Origin of the sequence: Bradyrhizobium sp. CIR18, assembly GCF_014198295.1 — a bacterium.
Taxonomy (GTDB): domain Bacteria; phylum Pseudomonadota; class Alphaproteobacteria; order Rhizobiales; family Xanthobacteraceae; genus Bradyrhizobium.
This window is the reverse complement of sequence record NZ_JACIHF010000021.1, coordinates 84,806-110,166: the sequence shown is the minus strand read 5'-3', so window position 1 is coordinate 110,166 and position 25,361 is coordinate 84,806. Positions and strand designations below refer to the sequence as shown.

23 protein-coding genes are annotated in these 25,361 nt (G+C 65.2%); 16 read left to right on the top strand and 7 right to left on the bottom strand.

Going from position 1 to position 25,361, the window contains the following annotated elements; all coding sequences use genetic code 11:
* Window positions 1-202: 202 nt before the first annotated feature.
* The 6 genes from GGD65_RS36785 (at window position 203) to GGD65_RS36760 (ending at window position 5,563) form a co-directional block, all read left to right on the top strand.
* Complete coding sequence (locus GGD65_RS36785; RefSeq protein WP_246783534.1) at window positions 203-841, top strand: phospholipid scramblase family protein; 639 nt, start codon at window positions 203-205, stop codon at window positions 839-841.
* A gap of 83 nt (window positions 842-924) precedes the next feature.
* Window positions 925-1,392: a hypothetical protein gene (locus GGD65_RS36780; protein WP_018319455.1), complete on the top strand. Its 468-nt coding sequence runs from the start codon at window positions 925-927 to the stop codon at window positions 1,390-1,392.
* Window positions 1,393-1,526: 134 nt separating this feature from the next.
* The gene (gene murA / locus GGD65_RS36775; RefSeq protein WP_092251522.1) at window positions 1,527-2,822 is read left to right on the top strand and encodes a UDP-N-acetylglucosamine 1-carboxyvinyltransferase; all 1,296 of its coding nucleotides are present in this window, start codon (window positions 1,527-1,529) and stop codon (window positions 2,820-2,822) included.
* Between the two features lie 202 nt (window positions 2,823-3,024).
* Window positions 3,025-4,419 (top strand): MATE family efflux transporter, encoded by a 1,395-nt coding sequence (locus GGD65_RS36770; protein ID WP_183238357.1) that lies wholly within the window; start codon window positions 3,025-3,027, stop codon window positions 4,417-4,419.
* The gene (locus GGD65_RS36765) at window positions 4,416-4,904 is read left to right on the top strand and encodes a DUF2867 domain-containing protein (protein ID WP_018319452.1); all 489 of its coding nucleotides are present in this window, start codon (window positions 4,416-4,418) and stop codon (window positions 4,902-4,904) included. Before GGD65_RS36770 ends, GGD65_RS36765 begins: the two co-directional genes overlap by 4 nt.
* Entirely contained in the window at window positions 4,901-5,563 is a 663-nt protein-coding gene (locus GGD65_RS36760) for a 2-hydroxychromene-2-carboxylate isomerase (protein WP_183238356.1), read from the top strand. Before GGD65_RS36765 ends, GGD65_RS36760 begins: the two co-directional genes overlap by 4 nt.
* 15 nt (window positions 5,564-5,578) lie before the next feature.
* Here the strand turns inward: GGD65_RS36760 and GGD65_RS36755 are convergent, their stop codons facing one another.
* Both GGD65_RS36755 and GGD65_RS36750 read right to left on the bottom strand, forming a co-directional pair.
* On the bottom strand, window positions 5,579-6,073 hold the full coding sequence (locus GGD65_RS36755; protein ID WP_018319450.1) for a septal ring lytic transglycosylase RlpA family protein: 495 nt from the start codon (window positions 6,071-6,073) through the stop codon (window positions 5,579-5,581).
* Window positions 6,074-6,386: 313 nt separating this feature from the next.
* Complete coding sequence (locus GGD65_RS36750) at window positions 6,387-7,502, bottom strand: aromatic acid exporter family protein (protein ID WP_179732657.1); 1,116 nt, start codon at window positions 7,500-7,502, stop codon at window positions 6,387-6,389.
* Window positions 7,503-7,620: 118 nt separating this feature from the next.
* Here GGD65_RS36750 and GGD65_RS36745 point away from each other — a divergent pair, with 118 nt between their 5' ends.
* Window positions 7,621-8,988: an MmgE/PrpD family protein gene (locus GGD65_RS36745; RefSeq protein WP_018319448.1), complete on the top strand. Its 1,368-nt coding sequence runs from the start codon at window positions 7,621-7,623 to the stop codon at window positions 8,986-8,988.
* Window positions 8,989-9,179: 191 nt separating this feature from the next.
* On the opposite strand, the gene GGD65_RS36740 is transcribed toward GGD65_RS36745, so the two are convergent.
* Both GGD65_RS36740 and GGD65_RS36735 read right to left on the bottom strand, forming a co-directional pair.
* Window positions 9,180-10,607, bottom strand: a complete 1,428-nt coding sequence (locus tag GGD65_RS36740; protein WP_183238355.1) for a serine hydrolase — start codon at window positions 10,605-10,607, stop codon at window positions 9,180-9,182.
* 146 nt (window positions 10,608-10,753) lie between these two features.
* Entirely contained in the window at window positions 10,754-11,815 is a 1,062-nt protein-coding gene (locus GGD65_RS36735; RefSeq protein WP_183238354.1) for a helix-turn-helix domain-containing protein, read from the bottom strand.
* A gap of 339 nt (window positions 11,816-12,154) precedes the next feature.
* On the opposite strand from GGD65_RS36735, the gene GGD65_RS36730 reads away from it, so the two are divergent.
* The 3 genes from GGD65_RS36730 (at window position 12,155) to GGD65_RS36720 (ending at window position 14,597) form a co-directional block, all read left to right on the top strand.
* Window positions 12,155-13,072, top strand: a complete 918-nt coding sequence (locus GGD65_RS36730; RefSeq protein ID WP_018319445.1) for a pirin family protein — start codon at window positions 12,155-12,157, stop codon at window positions 13,070-13,072.
* Window positions 13,073-13,150: 78 nt separating this feature from the next.
* Window positions 13,151-14,065, top strand: coding sequence for a phosphoribosylaminoimidazolesuccinocarboxamide synthase (locus GGD65_RS36725; protein WP_092251509.1), 915 nt, complete (start codon window positions 13,151-13,153; stop codon window positions 14,063-14,065).
* A 256-nt stretch (window positions 14,066-14,321) separates the two neighbouring features.
* Complete coding sequence (locus tag GGD65_RS36720) at window positions 14,322-14,597, top strand: hypothetical protein (RefSeq protein WP_018319442.1); 276 nt, start codon at window positions 14,322-14,324, stop codon at window positions 14,595-14,597.
* Between the two features lie 51 nt (window positions 14,598-14,648).
* Here the strand turns inward: GGD65_RS36720 and GGD65_RS36715 are convergent, their stop codons facing one another.
* Together GGD65_RS36715 and GGD65_RS36710 are read right to left on the bottom strand one after the other, a co-directional pair.
* A complete protein-coding gene (locus GGD65_RS36715; protein ID WP_018319441.1) occupies window positions 14,649-16,142 on the bottom strand; it encodes an NAD-dependent succinate-semialdehyde dehydrogenase in 1,494 nt (497 codons plus the stop codon).
* Between the two features lie 119 nt (window positions 16,143-16,261).
* Window positions 16,262-16,582 carry a hypothetical protein gene (locus GGD65_RS36710; protein ID WP_018319440.1) on the bottom strand — a complete coding sequence of 107 codons (321 nt, stop codon included), beginning with the start codon at window positions 16,580-16,582 and terminating at the stop codon, window positions 16,262-16,264.
* Window positions 16,583-16,930: 348 nt separating this feature from the next.
* On the opposite strand from GGD65_RS36710, the gene GGD65_RS36705 reads away from it, so the two are divergent.
* A complete protein-coding gene (locus GGD65_RS36705; protein WP_018319439.1) occupies window positions 16,931-18,124 on the top strand; it encodes a serine hydrolase in 1,194 nt (397 codons plus the stop codon).
* Window positions 18,125-18,241: 117 nt separating this feature from the next.
* Window positions 18,242-19,936, top strand: coding sequence for an AMP-binding protein (locus GGD65_RS36700; RefSeq protein WP_183238361.1), 1,695 nt, complete (start codon window positions 18,242-18,244; stop codon window positions 19,934-19,936).
* A 153-nt stretch (window positions 19,937-20,089) separates the two neighbouring features.
* On the opposite strand, the gene GGD65_RS36695 is transcribed toward GGD65_RS36700, so the two are convergent.
* Window positions 20,090-21,091, bottom strand: a complete 1,002-nt coding sequence (locus GGD65_RS36695) for an adenosine kinase (RefSeq protein ID WP_183238353.1) — start codon at window positions 21,089-21,091, stop codon at window positions 20,090-20,092.
* Between the two features lie 125 nt (window positions 21,092-21,216).
* Between GGD65_RS36695 and murJ the strand changes: the two genes are divergently transcribed.
* The 4 genes from murJ (at window position 21,217) to GGD65_RS36675 (ending at window position 25,342) form a co-directional block, all read left to right on the top strand.
* Window positions 21,217-22,749 carry a murein biosynthesis integral membrane protein MurJ gene (gene murJ, locus GGD65_RS36690; protein WP_183238352.1) on the top strand — a complete coding sequence of 511 codons (1,533 nt, stop codon included), beginning with the start codon at window positions 21,217-21,219 and terminating at the stop codon, window positions 22,747-22,749.
* A gap of 82 nt (window positions 22,750-22,831) precedes the next feature.
* Window positions 22,832-23,884, top strand: coding sequence for a tryptophan--tRNA ligase (trpS, locus tag GGD65_RS36685; protein WP_018319435.1), 1,053 nt, complete (start codon window positions 22,832-22,834; stop codon window positions 23,882-23,884).
* A gap of 91 nt (window positions 23,885-23,975) precedes the next feature.
* Window positions 23,976-24,470 carry a universal stress protein gene (locus tag GGD65_RS36680; protein ID WP_026202179.1) on the top strand — a complete coding sequence of 165 codons (495 nt, stop codon included), beginning with the start codon at window positions 23,976-23,978 and terminating at the stop codon, window positions 24,468-24,470.
* Between the two features lie 302 nt (window positions 24,471-24,772).
* Window positions 24,773-25,342: a NifU family protein gene (locus GGD65_RS36675; RefSeq protein ID WP_018319433.1), complete on the top strand. Its 570-nt coding sequence runs from the start codon at window positions 24,773-24,775 to the stop codon at window positions 25,340-25,342.
* Window positions 25,343-25,361 lie beyond the last annotated feature (19 nt).

The window sequence follows — 25,361 nt, the reverse complement described above, 5'->3', positions numbered from 1 at the left end:
GGATCGCGCTTCCCTCCGGCGTAAAATCAAGCGCGCTGGCTGGGACAACGCATTCCTCTTGGCCACCCTCAGCCATATGCGATAGCCCTGCCCGCAAGCGGGAGAGGGAGCGCACCACCTTCACCGCAACACCACCACCTGAACCTCCCCACCTGCCATCGCGACAAAATGACGTAGCCGGCACTGGAAGAGGTCCGAACGAATGTTGTTGACTTTAGCTGGCCAGCGCCAAATGTTCGTGCAGCAGGCCTTCGAATTGGCCGAGCTCTTCGGTTTGGAAACCCGCAATAAGTACCGCATCTGCGATCAAAATGGTCGCGATCTGCTCTATGCGGCTGAACAGCAAAAGGGACTTCTCGGCTTCTTGGGGCGCCAAGTATTTGGACATTGGCGCTCTTTCGAGATCCATTTTTTCGACAACACCCGACAGACGGTCATGCGCGGGGTTCATCCCTTCCGCTGGTTCTTTCAGTGTCTGGAACTGCATTCGCGCGACGGCCGGCTCATCGGAACGATCGAGCGTCAGTTTTCGATTCTCACCAAGACATTCCATGTGATCGATGCGCAGGGGAGAGTGGTGCTCGAGGTCAGTTCGCCATTTTGGCGCGTGTGGACGTTCCCGTTCATGCGTGGAGCGAACGAGCACGCGCGCGTCGCGAAAAAATGGTCCGGCCTTGCCTCCGAACTGTTTACGGACCGCGATAGTTTTCTCGTGGAATATCTAGACCCCGGCCTGACGGAAGATGAGCGAGCGCTGGTTCTTGCCGCTGCGATCTGCATCGATCTGATGTATTTCGAAGTCAAAGGCGAGGGCGGCGTCATCAACTTGTTCCGCAATTGAAGCGCGGCGGACCTCTCTCGCTTGTCCACCGCAGCTCCCTGAACCGACCCACAAGGCCAATTCCGGCCGGGAAGTGTCACGCCATGACCGCCTCTGCAACGACCAGTTCCGCCGCGCCATCCCGCCGTCTCGGCGTGATCGGTAGCATCGTCGGCGTGCTGGCGCTGATCGCGGCCGTGTTGCCGCATTGGGTCATACCTGCGATCTACCCGCCACCGCCGGCGGACAAAGTGATCGTCGACACCGGCCATCGACTGAAGGATCGCCTGATCGCACGCGTCAAGGGCGTCGAGTACCAAGCCCCGCCGCGGGAGAAGTCGACGGGGAGCCAATTGAGGGAGGCGTCCTCGATCGCTGCGATCTCGCTCGGCCTGCTTGCCATCCTGCTCTCGGTCCTCGCGCTGGTGTTTCGCGAAGAGCGGCTGCTGGCCGGCGTCGCGGCCGCGCTTGGGGCCGGCGCCATTGCCGTCGAAATCTCATTCCTGGCCATGGGCGTGCTGATGCTGATCGTCATCCTTTATGTGGTGGCGAATGTTATCGGTCTGTTCTAAACGCGGGTCCGACGGGTTTCCTCGGCCGCCGAGTGGCCTTCCGCCGCAACAAGTGCGGAATTGCTCCCCTGCTCAATTCTTTGTAGTTTCCGCCCGAAACAGGCCCGCCCACCCAACAAGACAGCGAGAACCCCGTGGCGCCCATCCAATACATCGTCGAGGGCGGTCACCGGCTCTCGGGCTCGATCGAGCCGTCCGGCAACAAGAATTCGGCGCTGCCGATCATCGCCGCGGCGCTGCTCACCGAGCATCCGGTGACGCTGGAGAATGTGCCGCGCATCCGCGACACCGAGACGCTGGTCGAGCTGATCCGCTCGGTCGGCGCGGCGGCGGAATGGACCGGGCGCAACACGCTTCACATCCATGCCAAGAGCATCCGCGCCGCCGATCTCGACCCTGAGCTGTGCGTGCGCATCCGCGCCTCGATCCTGCTCGCGGGCCCCCTGCTCGCGCGCTGCGGCGAGGTGATGCTGCCGCCGCCCGGCGGCGACGTCATCGGCCGCCGCCGCCTGGACACCCATGTGCTGGCGCTGGAGCAGCTCGGCGCCAGGGTCACCGCGACCGACCGGCTCGAATTCCGCGCGCCCAAGCTTGCCGGCGCGGACGTGTTCCTGGACGAGCCGAGCGTCACCGCGACGGAGAACGCGCTGGTGGCGGCGGTCGCCGCCGACGGCGTCACCCATTTGCGCAACGCGGCCTCCGAGCCGCATGTGCAGGATCTCGCCAACTTCCTGGTCGCGCTCGGTGCGAAGATCGAGGGCATCGGCACCAACACCATGATCATTCATGGGCCGGCAACGCTGGGAGAAGCGACCTATCGGATCCAGCCCGACCATATCGAGGTCGGCTCGCTGATCGGGCTTGCCGCCGTGACGCGCTCGCCGCTTCGCATCACGCGCGCCGGCGTCGAGCATCTGCGCTCGATCCGCATGGGTTTCGAGCGGCTCGGCATCGTCTGCCGCGTCGAGGGCGACGATCTGATCGTGCCGGCGAACCAGACGCTGAAGATCCAGGACGATTTCGGCGGCCACGTGCCGAAGCTGGAAGACCAGCCCTGGCCGGCCTTCCCGGCCGATCTGATGTCGATCGCGATCGTCACCGCCACGCAATGCGAGGGCGTGATCCTGATGTTCGAGAAGATGTTCGAATCCAGGATGTTCTTCGTCGACAAGCTGATCGCAATGGGCGCGCGCATCGTGCTGTGCGACCCGCACCGCGCCATCATCGCAGGCCCCAGCCGCCTGCACGGCGCGACAATGACCTCGCCCGACATCCGCGCCGGCATGGCGATGCTGCTGGCCGCCGTGTGCGCCCAGGGCACCTCCACCATCAACAACGCCGACCAGATCGAGCGCGGCTATGAGCGCATCGAGGAACGGCTGAACGCGCTGGGGGCGAAGATCACGCGCGTGCCGGAGCGGAAGGGCTGAGGTTCGCCCTCATCCCAACCACAGTATCGTAGGGTGGGCAAAGCGAAGCGTGCCCACGCTTCTGTTGCAGTATTGACGAGGTGGTGGGCACGGCGCAAACGCGCCTTTGCCCACCCTACGAGACCGAGCTAGCGGATAGAGCACCTCACCTCTCGTTCTCACGGGCCATGTTTTCGTCGCGCGGCCGTGCTAATGAGCCGCCATGCTCGACACCGTGCAACATCGATCGCAGCCGCAAGCCGGCGTGCCGCAAAACCATCTCGCCGAAGAATTCGTCGAGACGCTGCGGCTGGCCGTGCCGATGATGCTGACGCAGCTCGGGCAGATCGCGATGATCACGACCGATCTCGCGTTGATCGGACGGCTTGGCGAGGATGCGGTAGCCGCGGCGGCGCTGGCGCACACCGTTTATTTCGTCAGCTTCACCTTCGGGCTCGGATTGATGGCTGCGGTGTCGCCCCTGGCCGCGCAGGCATTCGGCGCCGGAGACGTCAGGCTGATCCGCCGCTCCTTGCGCGTCGGCCTGTGGGTCGCGTTGCTGATCTCGCTGCCGATGATGGCCTCGCCGCTCTATGGTGAGCGGATCCTGCTCGCGCTCGGACAGGCGCCGCAATCGGCCGCGCTGGCGCAGCGCTACCTCAACGGCCTGGCCTGGGGCATCGCGCCGGCGCTCGGCTTCATCGCGCTGCGCAGCATGATGAGCGCAGTGAACCGGCCGCAGCCGCCGCTGTGGATCACGCTCGCGGCGATTCCGGTCAATGCCGCGCTGGTCTATGCCCTGATCCACGGCCTGTTCGGCCTGCCGGAGCTCGGCCTGTTCGGCGCCGGACTTGCGACCACGATCGTCAACCTCGGCACGTTCATCGCCGTGCTCGCCATCGCAGGGCTGCGCAAGCCGTTTTCGGACTACCGCCCGCTCGCCCGCCTATGGCGGATCGATTGGCCCCTGATGCGCCAGCTGATTGCGATCGGCGCGCCGATCTCGTTTTCGCTGCTGCTGGAATATGGCCTGTTCTCCTCGGCAGCACTGCTGATGGGGTTGATCTCGACCGCCGCGATTGCCGCGCATCAGATCGCGCTGCAGATCACCGCCGTGCTGTTCATGGTGCCGCTCGGCATCGGCATGGCGGCCACCGTGCGGGTCGGCCACGCCTTCGGCCGCGGCGAGCCGGCGGCGGTGAAGCGCGCCGGGCTCGTCGCCGCCGTGCTCGGCATGGCGCTCGTCTCCGCCCTGACGATCGCCATCATCCTCGGCCGCTACCAGCTGGGCCGGCTGTTCTTCGGCAGCGGCGAGGCGAGTGCGGCCACCATCGAGCTGACCGCAACGCTGCTGCTGGTCGGCGCCACCTTCTTCATCGCCGACGGCCTGCAGACCATCATGGGCGGCGCGCTGCGTGGCATCAACGATACGAGAATGACGCTGCTGTTCGCGGCAATCGGCTACTGGGGCATCGCCTTTCCCATCGCCTGGGTACTGGCCTTCAACGTCGGGCTCGGCGCGGTCGGTGTCTGGGTCGGGTTTTCGCTCGGGACTTTCGTTTATGCCGGGCTCTTGATCTTGCGCTTCCGGATGCTGACGCGCAGACTGGCGGGATGAACGGGACCGTCCGCGAAGTCACGCCTGAGGTCGATGCCATCACGCTGCTGGCAGGCGCGCAATTCGTCGACGCGTTCCGCGTCGAGATCGGCGCAGCGACGGTGAATGCCCGCGAGGCCTGCACCCGGATGGTGCTGCACGGGCCGCGCTGGATCGACGTGCTGCTGCGCCTGCGCAACATTCTGGTGACGCCGTTCGGGCTGAAGACATCGGGCGAAGGCGCACCGGCTCCGCACGGATTGATCGGCCTGTTTCCGGTGGTCGACGAAACGCCCGAGCGTCTGGTCGCGGGCTTCGACGATTACCACCTCGACTTCCGCATCGTGGTCGATGTTGCAGGAGGTGCCACAAGCCGGCAGGTGACCTCGACCACGCTGGTGCGGACGCATAATCTTCTGGGCCGAACCTACCTCGCCCTCATCACACCCTTCCACAAGCTCGTCGTCCGCGCCATGATGGGGCGCATCGTGGAGCCGGCGCGATGACGCTGTCCGTCGATCTGTTCTTCTCCTTCCGCAGCCCTTTCAGCTATCTGGCGCTGCCGAAGACGCTGAAGCTCGTCGAAGACTACGATCTCGCCGTGAACCTGCGGCCGGTCTATCCGCTCGCGGTCCGGGTGCCCGGCTTCTTCAAGAAGGCCAGCCCGAACTTCATTCGCTATGTGGTGCTCGACAGCACGCGCGTGGCGCAGCACGAGGGCATTCCGTTCCGCTTTCCCCGGCCCGATCCGATCGTGCAGGACAAGACGACGTTCGATGTCGCGGCCGAGCAACCCTACATCCACCGCCTGACCCGCCTCGGCGCCATGGCGCAGCTCAAGGGACGCTCGCTCGCATTCAGCTCAGCGATCGCGCGCGTGCTGTGGGACGGCTCGGTGGCAGGCTGGAACGAAGGCGATCATCTCGCGCGCGCCGCCGAGAGCGCCGGCTTCGACCTCGCCGCGATGGATGAAGCGATCAGCGCCGACGCGGATCGCTACGAGCAGGTGATCGCCGGAAACGAGAAGGATCACGCCGCCTCCGGCCATTGGGGGGTGCCGACCTTCGTATTCGAGAACGAGCCGTTCTTCGGCCAGGACCGCATCGATCTCTTGCTCTGGCGCATGCAGGGCAAGGGGCTGACGAAGCGTCCGGACCGACATTGACGAACACCGCCGTGTTCAGCCCACCGGCCCCGGGGTCCAATTGTCCCCTGCAAGCGGACTCACTCTCACATCGGGAATGACCCCGAGGTCCATGCTTGGATCGAAATGGCGCATCGTCCGCTCATTGAGGTCAATGATGCGGCCAGGTCTTAGTGGCCCCACGTCATTTATCTTGACGATGACCTTCTTGCCCACGGCTTCGACGAGGGCATATTTCGGCCTCGCGCCAAATTGAACCCCACCGAATTTGCGACGCAAGCTCGTCTTGATGGCAGCCGTCCAGGCAGAGGGATCATAACGCTCGCCGGTGGCTGTCTTCGGACCGCCCTCCTCCTTGCCGGGCTTGAACGGATTGTATGTGGACGCCGCGCCAACGATCGCATCGCCGGAGGCGGCATCGACGACGTCACTTGAGTGATCCCCGCGTGTTTCACTTCGAGCAACGGCAACAGAGAAGGCGAGCGCAACCAGGGCGCCGCAAATTGCGGCGCTCGAGCGGAATAGCATCATAAGTCCTGTGATTTTTTGGATTGTCCGGTTCCAGAACCGCAAACGTGGTCAAGCGAACGCAGAAGCGTTCATAAACTCGCGCCAATCGTTTTGCGGATTCGAGCCAACCCCTGGCTACGGAACCGTCGTGGGAACCGGAGTGGTCTCACGTCGTGTTTTTCGCTTCACACCGACTAAGACAGAGATTGCGTCAGCAGCATGACCCGATGGAACCCAGCGCGTGCAGCGTCTCAAGTCGCAGGCAGCAGATCACGGCCAAGCCGCGCGACGTGCGCATTTCTCGAAAGCCGAGTTGACGAGGCCGCGCCCGAACTCACTCCGCCACGCGCGCGGATTTGTCGGCCGAGGCCTCCGACCATTCGCCGACGACGCGATCGAGGTCGCAGAGATTCTGGTGCATCTGCTCCAGCGAGAAGCCGAGTGCGAAGAAGCGTTCGGCAGTGTCGCCGGGCTGACCGCGGATCAGGCCGTCGTGGCGGACGGCGGCGACCGCTTCGGCGTAGTGCTGAAGCGCGACATGGACGGGATGGATCGGCGGCGCGCCGGCGCCTTCGCGCAAGGCCGCCGCGGCCGACCGCAGGAAGCGTGCGATCACGGCCGACACTTCCGTCAGCGGAGCTGCGAGCCGCGTCTGCACCTCGATCGGCAACGGCACCACGGTGGCGCGGCCGATCATCACGACGTCATGGCGCAGGCGCAGGACGGTGCGCAACAGCGGCCCGGTGTCCGGACCGCTCGACAGCCGTGCGGCGCGCTCGCGCTCGGCTTCAGCGCCGATCGCAGTGAGACCAACCATCGCGGTGCCGATCCCGTCCTGGATCCGGTGTAGCGCGTCGTTGTCGCGGCCGCGGGTGAGGCCCGCGAGCAGCTCGGTGAACGCGTCCGCGATCAGCTCGAGCAGGATCGCGGCGCTGGCACGGATCTGCCGCACCGCGCGCGAGGGCAGCACCAGGAACGAGACCAGCAATCCCGTAATGGCGCCGACCGCAACCTCGCTGACGCGATCGATCGCCGAGGTCATGGGATCGGAGTGATGCATGGTCGGAACCAGGAGCACGATCACGGCGGTCACGGTGGCGGCGCTGAGGCTCGGATTGATCGCGGCGATGAAGGCGAGCGGCGCGACCGAGAGCACCAGCAGGCCGAGCAGGCCTGCCTCGCTGGAATAAGGAATCAGGATCGCGATGGCGCCGCCATAGATGGCGCCGCCGATGGTGCCGAGCATGTAGTCGCGCGTCGCTTTCAACGAGCGGCCGACGCTCATCTGGGTCACGATCAGCGAGGTCAGCACCGCCCAGAGCGGCAATAGCAGATGCAGCGCGGTGGCCAGCGCATAGGCCGCGGTCGCGGCCACCGTGACCCGGATCGCCAGCCCGAGTTGCGTCCGCCGCGACCTGATCCGCTCCCACACCTGTCCTGCGAATGCCATCGTCAGACGTCCCAATCTTCTCGGGCCAAGCAAAAGCATGGCTGATGCCCGCGGCCCCGAGGCCGCTTGAAAGGCCAAATCAGCCCGCCTAACTTGCGCGCCAAAACGAGGAAACACGATGGCCCACGAAACCGCAACGCTCGCCGCCTATGTCTTCAACCTGAAATACCAGGATATTCCGGCCGAAGTGCTGGACCGCGCCAAGGTGCTGACGCTGGACTTCCTCGGCAGCGCGATCCGGGCCAGGCGCGAGGCGGAGTCGACCCCGTCGATGCTGAAAATGCTGGAGGCGCTGGCGCTCGACACCAAGGGCGAATCCACCGTGTTCGGCGACTCCAAGACCTGGACGCCCGCGGTCGCGGCGCTGCTCAATGGCGCACTCGGCCATTCCCTTGACTTCGACGACACCCACGCGGATTCCTCGCTGCATCCGAGCGCGCCGGTCGTTCCGGCTGCCTTCGCCGTCGGCGAGATGGTCGGCGCATCGGGCCGCGACGTGCTGACCGCGATCGTCGCGGGCTATGAGGTCTGCTGCCGGCTCGGCAACGCACTCGACCCGACCTCGCATTATGCGCGCGGCTTCCACCCGACTGCGACCGCCGGCACCTATGGCGCTGCCGCGGCGGCCGGAAAACTGTTCGGCCTGTCCGAGCAGCAACTCATCGCCGCCTTCGGTGTCTCCGGCAGCCAGGCCGCCGGCTCGCTGCAATTCCTGGTCAACGGCGCCTGGAACAAGCGCTACCAGGTCGGCGCCGCCGCGATGAACGGCGTGATCGCCGCGACGCTGGCGCGCAACGATTTCGTCGGCGCGACGGAATCAGTTGAGGGCAAGCACGGCCTGCTCGCCGGCTACACCGACGATGCACATCCGGACAAGGCGGTCGCCGAGCTCGGCAAGACCTACGAGACCATGAAGATCGGCGTGAAGCCATATCCGAGCTGCCGCTATACCCATGCCGCGATCGATGCGCTGATCGCGATGCGTCGCGAGCACAATCTGACGCCCGACCAGGTCAAGCGCGTCGAGATCGGTTTGCATCGGAACGGCATCACCTTGACCGGCGATGCCGCCACCAAGCGTCATCCGACCTCGATCGTCGGCGGCCAATTCTCGATGTTCTTCACTGGCGCACTCGCGCTCGACCAGGGTTCGTTCGGCTGGGACGACTATAACCGCCTCGGCGATGCCGCCATCGACGCGCTCGCCGACAAGTTCGACGTGGTGCAGGACGACCGGCTCGAGATCGGCCGCACCCATCCGTTCGGTGCCCGCGTCAGCATCACGACGGACGATGGCGTGCATGAGCGGCTCTATGCGGACCCGTCCGGCGAGCCGAATTCGTTCCCGGACGCGCAGGCGATGCAGCAGAAATTCCTGACGCTGGCGCGCCCCGTGCTGAACGCGCGCGCGGAGAAATTCGCGGATGCGATCATGACGCTGGAGCGTTTCGACCGCGTGGCCAAGGCGACGGAATTGGGGCGGTAGAAGCGACGGCTCTTTCCTTCCCTTCTCCCCTTGTGGGAGAAGGGGGCGCGAAGCGCCGGATGAGGGGTACGTCTCCGCGCAATCAACTGCATGGGAGGCGTGCGGAGAGAGACCCCTCACCCGTCTCGCCGCTACGCGGCGAGCCACCCTCTCCCACAAGGAGAGAGGGGAAGTAGCGCCACGCTCTACTTTCAATTCACCCCCGCCAGCTTCCCCTTCTCGCGCGTTGCCGCCACCACATCCCGCACCAGATCGAACACGCCATCGGCCCCCAGCGGCCCGTTCGGTGAGCGACCGAGCCTCACGATCACCAACTTCTCCGACGGGATCATGATCGCGTACTGCCCGATCGTGCCCTTGGCGAAGAAGGCATCGCGCGGCCAGCCGTGCGCGATGCGAAACTTTGCACCAATGCTGGCGCCCTGGTTGGTCCAGAAGCCGGCGCCGATGCCGACCCAGGCATGCGGCGTGGCCGACGCGGAATAATTCACCCAGCCCTCGGGCAGGATACGCTTGCCGCCGGCTATGCCGTCGTTGAGATAGAGCTGGCCGAAGCGCGCCCAGTCGCGCGCAGAGGCCAGCATTTCACCGGCCCCCTCGATCGTGCCTGAAGCGTCGAGCTGAAGCGTCACGTTGACCATGCCGAGTGGCGCGAACAATTCGCGGCGTGCGAAGCGGAGCGCATCGGCAGGCTTGCCGCCGGCGGCATCCCGCAGCAGATGCGCGAGGACGAGAAAGTTGCCGTCGTGATAATTCCACGCCGTGCCCGGCGCGGTCGCAAGCGGCGCGCGCTCGGCAAAGCTGGCCATATCGTCTTCGGCGTATTTCATGGTGTTGACCGGTTCCAGCGCGGCGCCGAGCGAGGCCTCCAGCGAGCTTCCGAGCGCAATGCCTGCGGTGTGACGCAGCAATTGATCGACGGTGATGGGATGACGCGGATCATCCGGATTTTGCCAGGCAGCGACGGGCGCGGGACCGTCGAGCTTCAACTTGCCCTGGCGCACCAGAATGCCTGTCAGCGCTGACATCACCGACTTCGTCATGGAGAAACCGAGCAGTTGCGTCTCCGGCCCGATGCCGTCGGCATAGCGCTCGGCAATGATGCGGCCGGCCTTCATCACGACGATCGCGCGGGTGCGACGATAGGGCGGCTGCGCGGGCTCGGCGAAGGCGCGGTCGAGCGCGGCTGCCAGGCCGTCACTCTGCGGCGGCACGATCCCCGGGCCGGCGATCTCGGGGAGCAGCGCGGGCTGCCTGTCGTCAGGCGGCAACGCGACATCGGCGATCCCCTGCGCGTGCTCGAGCGTACAACCAAGTCCCTCGCGATAGACGGCATGGCTGCGGCCGATTCCGAACAGGGACACCGTGACATCCTTGCGCGTGCGATCGACCCGAAGATCCATCGCCCAGGTGAGCAGACCCGCGCCCGGCATCGCGTCGGTGGTCTCGGCGAGGTCGCGCATGAGATCGAGGCCGGAGACGAATATCTCCGAGCAGAGCGTGTGGGCGATGAAGCCGGTCGCAACCTTCGGCGCGTCGCGGGCGCGTGCGGCGCCGAGCGCGAGGCCGGCACAGGCGATGGTGGTGGTGAGCAGAATGATCTTGCGGCGGCGGGTCACGGGCTTTCTCCGGCTTTGGGGCGAGTGCGGGAGAGCAGGCCGGAGGCGGGCGATACGCGCTCGCCGGATTTGGAAAACGACCTCGTCGAAACTGATCGAGGCTAGTCGATTTCGAAATTCTTACGTGATTTCAAAGGTCTAAAAATCTAGGCCGCATTCACCTTCAGCCGCCGATATTCCGTCGGCGTCACCCCAGTCACCGCCTTGAAAGCGCGATTGAACGGGCCGAGCGACTGGAAGCCGGCATCCATCGCGATGGTGATGACGGGGACCTCGGCCTGGGCGGGATCGGCAAGCGCCGCCTTGGCCTCCTCGATCCGGTGATTGTTCAGGAACACATTGAAGTTGCGATAACCGAGCCGCTGGTTGATCAGCCGGCGCAGCCGGTATTCCGGAATTTTCAGCCGACCCGCCAGCACGCCGATGGTGATGTTCTCCTGACGATAGATCCGCTCGTCCGCCATCAGCCGCATCAGGGCGTCGATGAGTTTTTGATCGGCGGATTCATCGGCCGCTGGCTGACTGAAAACAACCGGCGGGGCGGGCGCCACCGCGGCCGGAAACAAATCCGCTCCATCGATGCGCATCATGGCATAGACGATCGCCGCGACGGTGCAGGCGAGCACGCCGGCATTGATGGTTTCGGCGACATCGCCGACGTGGTGGCCGACGACGGCGATCTGGAGCACCGCGTTCAGCCCGCCATAGAGCGCGATTGCACAGACGACGAAGACACGAGCGCTGCGGCGGCGCTCGACCAGGTCAGCCGGCCAGGAGGCGATCATCTGCCCGACCGCAAGGGCGATGAAACCGAGCACGATCAGATTGACCACCGTCACCGAGAAGCGCACATGGCCGCTGGGTGCAATCCAGACGCAGCCCGCGAAGCTGAAGGCCGTCACCAGCGCCCAGACCCATCCGTGCCACCAGCGGAGGCGAAACTCGTCGTCGAACAGGGAGCGTGTGAACAGCCAGAACACTACGATGGTGCCAGTCGACAACGCGATCAGCGGTGCATGCCAGAGCGCGATCGGCGAGGTGACATCCACCGAATAGCTCACCGCATGCGCGGCCGAGCTGAGCGCGAAGGCGGCGCCGAGGCGGGCTGCCAGCACGTTGCGAAAGTCGTGCAACAGCGACGCCGCCAGCATCAGTAGCAGCGCAACGCTGGCAGCGCGGAAGGCGAGCTCGGTTGCGGCAAGGGTCATCGGCTGGGGCGAACGGGAGTAGTTGGAACCAGCCGAACATCGTTCGTTGGCGTTATTTTTTCAAGGACCATCCTTACTCACAACTGTCAGCGCCCGGTTTCACAGATCGTAGGGTGGGCAAAGCGAAGCGTGCCCACCGCTTCTTCTCGATCAGAGAAAGATGGTGGGCACGGCGCTAGCGCGCCTTTGCCCACCCTACGGCTCGATGCACCGCTTTCGCGGAGCATGACAGCGGAGTATGTGGAGCTATTGCCCCCGGCGACGGCCCCCGGCCTTTGTCGCGACGGCGACGTCAAATCCTGCTACGATCGCGCTCGCTTAATACGGAAGGAATCCACCATGAGCTGGCAACCCTCGAACGATCCCGTGCTCGGCGATCCCATGTCCTGCGATGCGCTCGATCTCGTCATCGTGCCGCGCACGCGCGATCTCGGCGACGGATTCGCGGTGCGGCGTGCGCTGCCGCATGGCAAGCGGCAGATGGTCGGGCCCTTCATCTTCTTCGATCATTTCGGCCCGGTGCAGTTCGTCTCCGGCAAGGGCATGGACGTGCGGCCGCATCCGCATATCGGACTTGCCACCGTCACCTATCTGTTCGATGGCGCGATCATGCATCGCGACAGCGAGGGCAATGTCCAGGAGATCGCGCCCGGCGCGATGAATTTGATGACGGCCGGGCGCGGCATCGCGCATTCCGAGCGCACGCCCGAAGCGCAGCGCGCCTCGGGCCAGAAAATGCTGGGCCTGCAAAGCTGGATCGCGCTGCCGGCGGGATCGGAAGAGATCGCGCCGTCGTTCCAGCATTACGGCGCCGGCGATTTGCCGATGATCTCCGAGCGCGATTTCACCGCGCGGGTGATCGCAGGCACGTCGTTCGGCATCACCTCGCCTGTGGCGATGGTGTCGCCCTGGTTCTACACCGAGGTCACGGCCGCCGCCGGCGCGAGCGTGCCGCTCGATCCCGATCATGAGGAGCGCGCGATCTATATCGTCGACGGCGAGGTCGAGATCGCAAACGAGCGTTACGAGGCGCCGCGACTGCTGATCTTCCGCCCGGGCGACCGCATCACCGTGAAGGCGCTGAAAGCGACCCGGATGATGTTTCTCGGCGGCGATGCGCTGGAGGGGCCGCGCCACGTCTGGTGGAATTTTGTGTCCTCCAGCAAGGAGCGGATCGAGCAGGCCAAGCAGGACTGGAAAACCGGCCGTTTCGCTGCAGTTCCGCAGGAACATGAGTTCATTCCGCTGCCGGAATAGGCTAACCCGGTTGCCGGCCGTGCTGTCCAGTGCGGCCGGATATCCTGCCTGAAAGCCAAGTCCGCGAAAGCTTTGCCGATGACCACCATGCTCTCCAGCGACCTGCCCCTGACCAAGATCGGACGCGGCAAGGTGCGCGATATCTACGCCGTCGACGACGACCGCCTGCTGCTCGTCACCACCGACCGCATCAGCGCCTTTGACGTGGTGATGGGCGAGACCATCCCGATGAAGGGCGCGGTGCTGACGCAGATCAGCGCGTTCTGGTTCGGCAAGCTGGAAGGCGTGGTGCCGCATCATATGATCAGCGCCGATACCGACGAGATCATCGCGGCCGTGCCGGCGCTGAAACCGCACCGCGCCGAGATCCTTGGCCGCGCCATGCTGTGCAAGCGCACCACCGTGTTCCCGATCGAGTGCGTGATCCGCGGCTATATCTCGGGCTCGGCCTGGAAGGAGTACGCCGCCAGCGGCACGCTCGCGGGCGAGAAGCTGAAGGCCGGCCTCGTCGAGAGCGAGAAGCTCGAGCCTTCGATCTTCAGCCCGGCGACCAAGGCCGAGACCGGCCATGACGAGAACATCACGATTGCGAAAATGCGCGAGGTCGTCGGCGACGAGGTCGCCTACACGCTGGAGAGCATGACCCGCGCGATCTACACGCTCGGCGAGGAGCTGGCGCGCGAGCAGGGCATCATCATCGCCGACACCAAGTTCGAATTCGGCCAGGACAAGGACGGCCGCATCATCCTGATCGACGAAGTCATGACGCCGGATTCCTCGCGCTTCTGGGCGGTCGATGCCTACAAGCCCGGCCAGCCGCAGGCGAGCTTCGACAAGCAGCCCCTGCGCGACTATCTCGACGTCGAGCGCCGTGCCGGCCGCTGGAACGGCGACGCCCCGCCGCCGCCATTGCCGGCAAGCGTGGTGGACGCGACCAGCAAGCGCTATCTGGAGGCGTATCGGCGGGTGACGGGGACGGAGCTGAAGATCTAGGTGCGATTGCTGCCGCACGCCCCGCCTCCTACGTCGACCGTCATTCACACTTCGCTGTCGTCCCGGACAAGCGTAGCGCAGATCCGGAACCGTCCGACGGGCAGAGAATTCGGATTTAAGTGGAGTTCGTCCTTAGGGCGGCGCTTTGGCCCCATCTGGGCTGCGATCTCGACTCCATTGATCCAGATCAAACCGGGAGCCAACGATAAAAGGAAGCTGATCACCTCGGCTTGATACAACAACGAGGGAGATTGCCATGAGGCTGGTCGGCATCAAGCGAACGCTACTTTTTGCAGCCGTTCTGGGCTGCGGAATTTTCGGCTCGACCCAATGGTCGAACGACGCCGGCACCGTGTTCGGCGTTTCAAGCGCCGAAGCCAGGGTCGGTCGGCCGGCAACTCCCGCGAGCGTTGCCGGCGTTGCACGCCGAACCACGCGGCGCGCGGTCGTAGGGGGAGCGGCTGTGGGTGCGGCAGCTGCCGGCGCAGCATGCGTCCGCGTCTATGTGAACGGCGCCTACGTGTGCCGCTGATGCCTTCGCGCCGGCGAGTCCAATCGCCGGCGCGGGAGCCTCGATTGCCGGTCAGATCCCAGCCATCATCACGTATTTGATCTCGACATATTCTTCCATGCCGTGACGCGAGCCTTCGCGCCCCAGGCCGCTTTCCTTGACGCCGCCGAAGGGCGCAACCTCGGTGGTGATGAGACCGGTGTTGACGCCGACCATGCCTGATTCCAGCGCTTCGGCGACGCGCCAGACGCGGCCGAGATCGCGGGAGTAGAAATACGACGCCAGGCCAAACGGCGAGGCATTGCACATCGCGACCACGTCGGCCTCGTCCTTGAAGCGGATCACCGGCGCGAGCGGCCCGAAGGTTTCCTCCTGCGACACCAGCGAGTCCGACTTGACGTCGGCCAGCACGGTGGGTTCGAAGAACGAGCGGCCGAGCTCGCTGCGCTTGCCGCCGGTCACGACCTTGGCGCCGCGCTTCACCGCATCCGCAATGTGGCGCTCGACCTTGTCGACCGCCTTCAGGTTGATCAGCGGGCCCTGCGTGACGCCGCTCTCGGTGCCGTCGCCGATCTTCATCGCGGCGACCTTCTTCGACAGCTTCTGCACGAACTCGTCGTAGATCTTGTCCTGGGCGTAGAGGCGGTTGGCGCAGACGCAGGTCTGACCCATGTTGCGATATTTCGAGACGATGGCGCCTTCGACCGCAGCGTCGATATCGGCGTCGTCGAACACCACGAAGGGCGCATTGCCGCCGAGCTCGAGGCCAAGCCGCTTCACGCCGACGGAGGCCTGCTGGTAGAGGATCTTGCCGACCGCGGTCGAGCCGGTGAAGCCGACGAAGCGCACCGCCGGATGCTCGCACAGCACCTTGCCGATCGGCGGCGCATCACCGGTGATGATGTTGAGCACGCCCTTGGGGATTCCGGCCTTCTCGGCAAGCACGGCCAGCGCCAGCGCCGACAGCGGCGTCTCGTTGGCGGGCTTGAGCACCACGGTGCAACCGGCGGCGAGCGCCGGGGAGACCTTGCGGGTGATCATCGAGTTCGGGAAATTCCATGGCGTGATCGCGCCGCAGACGCCGATCGGCTGCTTGATCGCGAGCAGCCGCGCGTCGGGCCGCTGCGTCGGAATGGTCTCGCCGTAGACGCGCCTCGCTTCCTCGGCGAAGAACTCGATATAGGCCGCACCGATATCGACCTCGCCGAGCGCTTCGGAAAGCGGCTTGCCCTGCTCGGAGGTCAGGATCAGCGCGAGATCCTCGCGGTTGGCGATGATCAGCTCGAACCATTTGCGCAGGATGTTGGAGCGCTGCTTGGCGGTGTGCTTGGCCCAGGCCGGAAAGGCACGCTGAGCGGCCTCGACCGCCTTGGTGGTATCGTCGGCACCGAGCTGCGGCACTTTTGCAAGCTCGACACCGGTCGCGGGATTGTTGACGGCAAAGACCGGCGTGCCGACCCAGGTGCCGTCGATGTAGCAGGCCTCCTTCAGGAGCGAGGGGTCTTTCAACCGGTCGCGCAGGGTGGCGGTGGCTTGCGTGGCGCGTGCGGCAGCGGGCGGGGTCATGGCGTTACTCCTCGAACGATCATTTCGGGGCGATCGGATCGGCCGGAATATAGGGACAAGCAGCGCGCAATGCACCGTCCCACAACGCACATCTGATGGGAGCTAAACCGGCAGCGGCCTTAGGCCGCGCCGCTCATATAGGTCTCGCGGCGACCGATCATGCGTTCGGCCGCGGCCTTGGCGTCGGCCTTCGACGAGGTTGCGCAGGTGCGGTATTCGAGATCGGGAACGTCGGACGGGTTGCGGCGGCCAAACCAGTTCTTGGAGCCCACCGGCAGCAGCGCCAGCGCCTGCGCCAGATTGTCGACTGCACCGAAGGAATAGAGCGCGCCCGTCCCGGCGATCCGCACCTCGTAGATCCCAGGCGAGATCGGCGCCTCCAGGTTCTCGCCCCGTCCGGGACGGGGATAGCGCTTCCATTCGCTCCAGGTCGAAATCATCTGAGGTCCCCCCCTCGCGGCCGCTCGGCGACCGCCCAATTTGCATCAAGTCTTAACGTCGGCCGTCGATTGGCCGAGTGCTGAACGCCGCAACGCACAAAATGTTTCAAGTGCTTCAAACACAGGAATCATATCGCCAGCGCCCATTCACGGTCACGGCGAGATGCGGTCATCCACCGCAGATTGTGACGGAGTGTTGCCGTTCGGCCTGCTTGTCGTCCTGCGTGGGGCAGCGACCGTCAAGTCACGACATCGCGACCGAAGCGGGCATCTGGACGCGCTTGCCGCGCGGAGCGTGCGGGAGGACAATCGATCACTGCCAACAATAATCAAACTCGAGGAAACGCCATGCAAAGCAAAGCTGAGATCGACGAGATTCTGCGTCAGAAGAGCGACGCCAAGGAGATCCCCGGCGTCGTCGCCATCGCCGCCAGCGGTAACGACGTGCTGTATCAGGGCGCGTTCGGCAAGCGCGACCTGTCCAAGCCCGACGCGATGACAGCGGACAGCGTGTTCTGGATCGCCTCGATGACGAAGGCGGTGACATCGGCGGGCGCGATGCAGCTGGTCGAGCAGGGCAAGCTGTCGCTGGACGCGCCGATCGGCGACGTGCTGCCCGATCTCGCCAATCCGCAAGTACTCGAGGGCTTCGATGCCAAGGGCGAGGCGAAGCTACGGCCGGCCAAGGGGCCGATCACGCTGCGCCAGCTGATGACCCACACCGCCGGCTTCTGCTACAACATGTGGAACGGCGATCTGGCGGTCTATCTCGACAAGAACGGCATTCCCGCGATCACCACCTGCCAGAACGCGGCGCTGAAGACGCCTGTCATGACCGATCCCGGCACGCGCTGGGAATACGGCACCAACATCGATTTCGTCGGCAAGGCCGTGGAAGCCGTCAGCGGCAAGCGGCTGGACGCCTACCTGCGCGACAATCTTTTCGCGCCGCTCGGCATGAGCGACACGGCGTTCAAGATCACCGACAGCATGCGCAAGCGCCTCGTCGGCATGCACGCGCGCGGCGAGGACGGGCAGCTCGCATCGATCCCGTTCGAGCTCGAGCAGAATCCGGAATTCCACATGGGTGGCGGCGGCCTCTATTCGACCGCAGCCGACTACATCAAGTTCACCCAGATGATCCTGAACAAGGGGAGCGGCAACGGCAACCAGGTGCTGAAGGCCGATACGATCGCCATGATGAGCCAGAACCAGATGGGCGATCTCAACATGACCAAGATGACGACGGCTGCGCCGATGTACACCAACGACGTCGATCTCTATCCGGAGCAGGTCAAGAAGTGGGGCCTCAGCTTCATGATCAACACCGCCAAGACGGCTGAAGGCCGCAGCGCCGGCAGCCTCGCCTGGGCGGGCCTTGCCAACACCTATTACTGGATCGACCCGGCGCGTGACGTCACCGGGGTGATCCTGATGCAGCTGCTGCCGTTCGCGGATGGAAAGTGCCTGGAGACATTCGCGGGCTTCGAGCGCGGGGTGTACGCCGGGCTTGATGCGGGGAGCGGGCAGAAGGCTGCCTAGCCACTTAGTATGAGGTGCGCGGCGTCGCGCGCCTTCGCCGCAATCGATAACCTCGTGCCCAAGGCCATCGGCCAGGCACGAGGCACCAGCTTTGAGGAGACGAACTTGGCGGACGATCTGGCAGATAAAGCCGACAGCTACGTTTGCGGCATCTCGGACACGCCGCTGCTCGGCGACACCATTGGCCGCAGCCTCGACCGCGCGGTGCGGCGCTGGGGCGATCGCGAGGCACTGGTCTCGCCCAGCCACGGCGTCAGATGGACCTGGAAAGAATTCGCCGAGCGGGTCGATGCGCTCGCCGCCGGCTTTCTCGCGCTCGGGCTCGAACGCGGGGAGCGGATCGGCATCTGGTCGCTGAACCGGCCGGAATGGACGTTGACCCAGTTCGCCGCCGCCAAAGCCGGCCTGATCCTGGTGACGATCAATCCCGCCTACCGGCTCAGCGAGCTGGAGTTCGCGCTGAGGAAGGTCGGCTGCGCCGCGATCGTCACGGCGACGGCGTTCAAGACCAGCAACTACATGGAGATGCTCAACACGCTGCTGCCGGAGTTGGCGCGTGCCAAACCCGGACAGTTGCAGGCGGCGCAACTGCCGGCCTTGCGGATGGTGATCCAGATCGGCGACCCGGCGGCCTCAGGTACGATCCCTTTCGAGGAGGTCGCGCGCATGGGCCAAGCGGAGCATCGCGAGCAACTTGCCGCGCTCGGTGCTGCGCTTCAGTTCGACGACCCCGTCAACATCCAGTTCACCAGCGGCACCACTGGATCGCCGAAGGGCGTCACGCTGACCCACCACAACATCCTCAACAACGGCTATTTCACGGGACGCGCGATGCGCCTGACGGAAGCGGACCGCATCTGCATTCCGGTGCCGCTCTATCATTGCTTCGGCATGGTGATGGGCAACCTTGCCTCGGTCACGCTCGGCACCACCATGGTCTACCCGGGTGAGGGCTTCGATCCGCTCGCGACGCTGCGCGCGGTCGAGCAGGAGAGGTGTACCGCGCTGTATGGCGTGCCGACCATGTTCATTGCGGAGCTCGATCACCCCGAATTCAAGAATTTCAATTTGAAATCACTGCGCACCGGCATCATGGCCGGCGCGCCCTGCCCGATCGAGGTGATGAAGCGCGTCAACACCGAGATGAACATGCGCGAGGTCACCATCGCCTATGGCATGACCGAGACCAGCCCGGTGAGCTTCCAGAGCGCGACTGACGATCCGCTCGAACGGCGCGTCTCCACGGTGGGGCGCATTCATCCACACGTCGAGGTCAAGGTCGTCGATCTCGAAGGCAGGATCGTGAAGCGGGGCGAACGCGGCGAGCTCTGCACCCGCGGCTATAGCGTCATGCTGGGCTATTGGGAGGAGAAGGAAAAGACGGCCGACGTGCTCGACGCCAATGGCTGGATGCACACCGGCGACCTCGCCACCATCGATGCCGCCGGTTATTGCAACATCGTCGGCCGCATCAAGGATCTGGTGATCCGCGGCGGCGAAAACCTCTACCCGCGCGAGATCGAGGAGTTCTTGTACCGTCACCCCAAGATCCAGGACGTGCAGATCTTTGGCGTCGCCGACACCCGCTACGGCGAGGAGCTCTGCGCCTGGATCCGCGTCAGGCCGGGCGAGACGCTGACGGCCGAGGAGGTCCGCGCCTTCTGCGACGGCCAGATCGCCCACAACAAGATCCCGCGCTACGTCGAGTTCGTCGACGAATTCCCGATGACGGTGACGGGAAAGATCCAGAAATTCGTGATGCGCGATGCGGTGGAGCAGCGGCTGGGATTGAAGGCGGCGAAGACGGCGTGAGGGACTGAACACTTTGCCACGCAATCGCTGTCATTCCCCGCGGAGGCGGGGAATCCAGTACACTGCGGCTTCTCGATTCAATCACAACCGCCTCTGGAATACTGGATCGCCCGGTCGAGCCGGGCGATGACAGCGAGGCGGTGCGCGACTTCCCTAAACCGTCAGCCCGCGCTGCTGGGCCAGCTCCCTCAGCGACACAAGCGGACGCGCACCTATGTGCTGGATCACTTCGGCGGCCGCGAGCGCGCCGAGCTCGCCGCACTGCTTGTGCGCGAGGTTACGTGAAAGGCCGTAGAGGAAGCCCGCTGCGAAGAGATCGCCGGCGCCGGTCGTGTCCACCAGTTTCGTGACCGGCGAGGCCGGGGCTGCGACGGCGTCGGTCGGTGTCACCACGACGCAGCCCTTCTCGCTGCGGGTGACCACGCCGAGATTGACGTCGTTGCGCAGCTGCTTCAGGGCGGTGTCGAAATCCGAGGTCATGTAGAGCGAATGCAGCTCGGATTCGTTGGCAAAGACGATGTCGACGGTGCCGTTGCGCATCAGCGCGAGAAACTCGTCGCGATAGCGATCGACGCAGAAGGAATCCGACAGCGTCAGCGCCACCTTGCGCTTGGCATCATGGGCGATCTTGGCCGCCTTGACGAAGGCGTCCTTGGCGTTCTTGGGGTCCCAGAGATAACCCTCGAGATAGACGATGCCGGCGGCGGCGATCTCGGCCGGATCGATGTCGGCGGGCGAAAGATCCTGCGCGGCGCCGAGATAGGTGTTCATGGTGCGCTCGCCGTCACCGGTGACCAGGATGTAGGAGCAGCCGGTGGCGGGGCCGTCCTGCGCGGCGGGCGTGTTGAAGGCGACGCCGGCAGCGCGGATGTCATGGACATAGAGCTTGCCGATCTGGTCATCCTTGACCTTGCCGACATAGGCGGCACGTGCCCCCAAGCTGCCGATGCCGACGATGGTGTTGGCGGCAGATCCCCCCGAGACTTCCGTGGCCGGCCCCATGTCCTTGTAGATGGCGGCCGCCCTTGCCTCGTCGATCAGGGACATGCTGCCCTTGGTCATGCCATGCTTGCCCAAAAAGGCCTCGTCGGTCCTGACCAGCACGTCGAACAGCGCGTTGCCGATGCCGAGAACGTCATATTTCACGTCAGCCATTCACCTTGATCCTGTTTGGCGGATTGCGAACCCTGCGGAAATCCGCTTCCTGTCATCCCGAAATCTGGCTCGCGGCCTATCACGACCGGGCCTGCGCGAGCAAGCAACGGTATGATAAAGAGCCGATGATCCGCTCCTTCCTGACCGTCTCGACGGGAACACTGGCCTCGCGGCTGCTGGGCTTTGCCCGCGATTCCCTGATCGCGGCGCTGCTCGGCACCGGCGCCGTGGCGGACGCATTCCTGGCCGCCTTCCAGCTGGTCAATGTGGTGCGCCGGCTGCTCAGCGAAGGCGCGCTGAACGCGGCGCTGATCCCGGCCTGGCTGCGCATCCGTGACCGCGACGGCCCGGCGGCTGCGGCGGCGTTCGCCGGGCGCGTGCTCGGCACGGTCAGCGCGGCGCTGATCATAATCTCGATCGGCATTGCCCTGCTGATGCCGCTGATCATGACGGTCATCGCGCCCGGCTTTCTCGGTGCCGGCACGCTCGATCTCGCGGTCCAGAACGCGCGGCTGATGCTGCCTTATCTCGCCTTCGCCGGTCCCGTCACCGTGCTGATGGGCCTGCTCAACGCGCAAGGACGCTTTGCACTCACGGCATTCTCGCCCCTGCTGTTCAACATCGCGCTGATCGCCGCGATCGCTTTGCTGCTGGTCTGGCACGCTGATTCCGGCTTCGCCGCGTGGCTGCTGGCGGCCACGGTCGGCATCGCCGGCCTGCTGCAGCTCCTGATGCTGCTGTCGCAGAGGAGTGCGCGCCTCGCCACGTCTCTGCGCGTTAGTTTCGACAAGGAGATGCGCAGCTTCTTCGCCAAGGCGATCCCCGGCATGATCGCAAGCTCGGGACCGCAATGGCTGATGGTCGCGGGCGCGATCATCGCATCGGCGACGCCGTCCGCGGTGTCCTGGCTCTATTTCGCCAACCGCCTGATCGAGCTGCCGCTCGGCATCGTCGGCGTCGCCATGGGCACCGTGCTGGTGCCGGAGCTGACGCGCGCGGTGAGTGGCGGCGACCGTGATACGGTGGCGCACGCGCAATCGCGCGCGCTGGAGCTTGCGACCGGGCTGGCACTCCCCGCCATGCTCGGCCTGATCGTGCTGGCCGAGCCGATCGTGCGGCTGTTGTTCGAGCATGGCGCTTTCGGCGCCGAGGACAGCATGGCGACCGCGCACGCGCTGATGTGGCTGGCACTGGGTCTGCCGGCCCATGTGCTGATCAAGGCGCTGTCGCCGGCCTTCTATGCCCGCAGCGACACGATGACGCCGCTGCTGGCGACGGCCAAAGGCTTTGTGGTCGCGGTCGTGCTCGCCGTGCTGCTCGGCCATTTCTTTGGCACCAGCGGGATCGCGGCGAGCATCGCGGCCGGCGCCTGGAGTGGCGCGCTCTCGCTGCTTCGGAAGGGCACCAGGGAGTTCGGCTTCTCGGTCGACACTGCTGCCCGCAACCGGCTGCCGCGGATCGTGCTCGCCGCAGCCGCCATGGGCGCCCTGCTCTGGCTGACCACGGGCCTTGTGCCTTCAGACGCGCATGGCTTCATCCGCTTCGTCGTGCTCGGCCTGCAGATCGGGGCCGGCATCGCGGTCTATGGCCTGCTGCTGCAGATCCTGGGCGCGGCCTCGTGGCGCGAGGCGGCTGCCGCCTTGAAGCGGCCCGCCTGAACGGGCTGCGCTTGCGAATTGCCCTTGACGGGGCAGCGCTGCTGTTGGAAACGACGGCCGAATACCTATGGGAAGGCTTACCATGCCATTCGTTGAACGGGTCTTTTCGGGCGTCCAGCCGACGGGCAATCTGCATCTCGGCAATTACCTCGGCGCCATCGTCAACTTCGTGAAGATGCAGGAAACCCACAACTGCATCTATTGCGTCGTGGATATGCACGCGATCACGCAAGGGGTGGACGTCTGGGGCGGGCCGGCCGAGCTCGCGCGCAACACCCGCGAGGTGACCGCGGCGTTCATCGCGAGCGGCATCGATCCCAAGAAGCACATCGTGTTCAACCAGAGCCAGGTCTCCGGCCATGCCGAGCTCGCCTGGATCTTCAACTGCGTCGCGCGCATGGGCTGGCTCGGCCGCATGACCCAGTTCAAGGAAAAGGCCGGCAAGGACCGCGAGAATGCCTCCGTCGGCCTGTTCGACTATCCCGTGCTGATGGCGGCCGACATCCTGCTCTATCGCGCCACCCATGTGCCGGTCGGCGAGGACCAGAAGCAGCATCTCGAGCTCTCGCGCGACATCGCGCAGAAGTTCAACAACGACTTTGGCGACTCGATCCGCAACCTCGGGGCCAATGACGGGCTGTTCTTCCCGCTGCCGGAACCCCTGATCACGGGCCCCGCGACGCGGGTGATGAGCCTGCGCGACGGCACCAAGAAGATGTCGAAGTCCGATGCGTCGGACAATTCGCGCATCAATCTGACCGACGATGCCGACACCATCGCGCAGAAGATCCGCAAGGCGAAGACCGATCCGGAGCCGTTGCCGTCAGAGGAGAAGGGCCTGGAAGCCCGGCCGGAGGCCGACAACCTCGTCGGCATCTTCGCCGCGCTCTCCGGCCGCCCCAAGGCGGACGTGCTGCGCGAATTCGGCGGCGGCCAGTTCTCCAGCTTCAAGAACGCGCTGGCGGAGCTGTGCGTCACCAAGCTGGCGCCGATCGCCGGCGAGATGAAGCGCCTCGTCGCCGACCCCGGCCATATCGATTCGATCCTGAATGAAGGTTCCGACCGGGCCCGCGCCATCGCCGACGAGACGATGAAGCTCTCCAAGGACATCGTCGGCTTCATCCGCCGACGATAGAGACGGTCGGCGCAGTGCGCCGGCCGCATCTCCTCTCCCCAACCCTGCGGGAGTGTGGCAGCATGCCGGCCGTGCACATGCCGGGAGATGCATGACCAGCAAGCGCCTTTGCTTCGAGCCGGGTCACAAGCCCAAATGCCTCGTCGTCGTCGACGACACCGCCGAATGGGATCGCGCGGTCTACTATGCCAGCCGCTGGGCGATCCGCGCCGGCGGCGGCGTAGTGATGCTGCGCATCATCGAACCCGAACAGCAGAGCCAGGAATGGCTGGGGGTCGCCGACATCATGCGCGCCGAAGCGCAGGAAGCGGCGGAGGCCGCGCTCGACCGTGCCGCCGGCCGCGCCAACGGCATCGCCGCAATCACCCCGGAGCGGGTGATCCGCGAGGGTGTGCCGATGGAGCAACTGCTGGCGGTGATCGACGAGGACCCTGATATCGCCATGCTGGTGCTCGCCGCCAATCCGGGCGCGGAAGGGCCTGGCCCCCTGGTCGCGCTGCTGGCCCACGCGGTCGGAACCTTCCCGATTCCCGTGACCATCATTTCCGGCGCGCTCAGCGACCAGAGCGTGGATTCGCTATCGTAGGCTGCTGCTCTTCTTGCCCTCCCCTGGAGGGGAGGGTCGCTACGCGTGCAGCGAAGTGGAATGCGTAGCGGGGTGGGGTGACGGTCTGTCCACCTCGCACACTGCCCGTGTTGAGAGATCACCCCACCTCGCTCGCGCTGCGCGCGATCGACCCTCCCCCTCCAGGGGAGGGTAAAGCGAAGCCAACCCTCTGAAATTCATAGACTAATATCTCACATCCCCTTGATCGTGCGTTCTCCGTCGCCATCTGCTAGTGGATAGAGCACGCGCCGGCCTTGAACCGGCGACGTCTGGAGAAAACCATGTTCATTCAAACCGAAGCCACCCCCAATCCCGCCACGCTGAAGTTCATTCCGGGCCGCGTCGTGGTCGACGGCAGCCCGATGGAGTTTGCGAGCCGCGAAGCCGCCGCCCGCTCGCCGCTGGCCGAAAAGCTGTTCGAGGTGCCCGGCGTCACCGGCGTGTTCTACGGATCGGACTTCATCACCGTGACCAAGGCGAACGGTGAATGGCAGCAGCTCAAGCCCGCGATCCTCGGCGCCATCATGGAGCACTATATGTCCGGCGCGCCGCTGCTCGCCGGAGGCGAAGCGCACAGCGATGCCGATCTCGACGACGAGGACGAGTTCTTCGACGAGGCCGATGCCGAAACGGTCGACATGATCAAGGACCTGATCGAGACCCGCGTGCGGCCGGCGGTGGCCAATGACGGCGGCGACATCACCTTCCGCGGCTTCAAGGACGGCATCGTCTATCTCAACATGAAGGGCGCCTGCTCCGGCTGCCCGTCATCGACCGCGACCCTCCAGCACGGCATCCAGAACCTGCTGAAGCACTTCGTGCCCGACGTGGTCGAAGTCCGGCCGATGTAAGCGCGGCATCGTAGGTGCC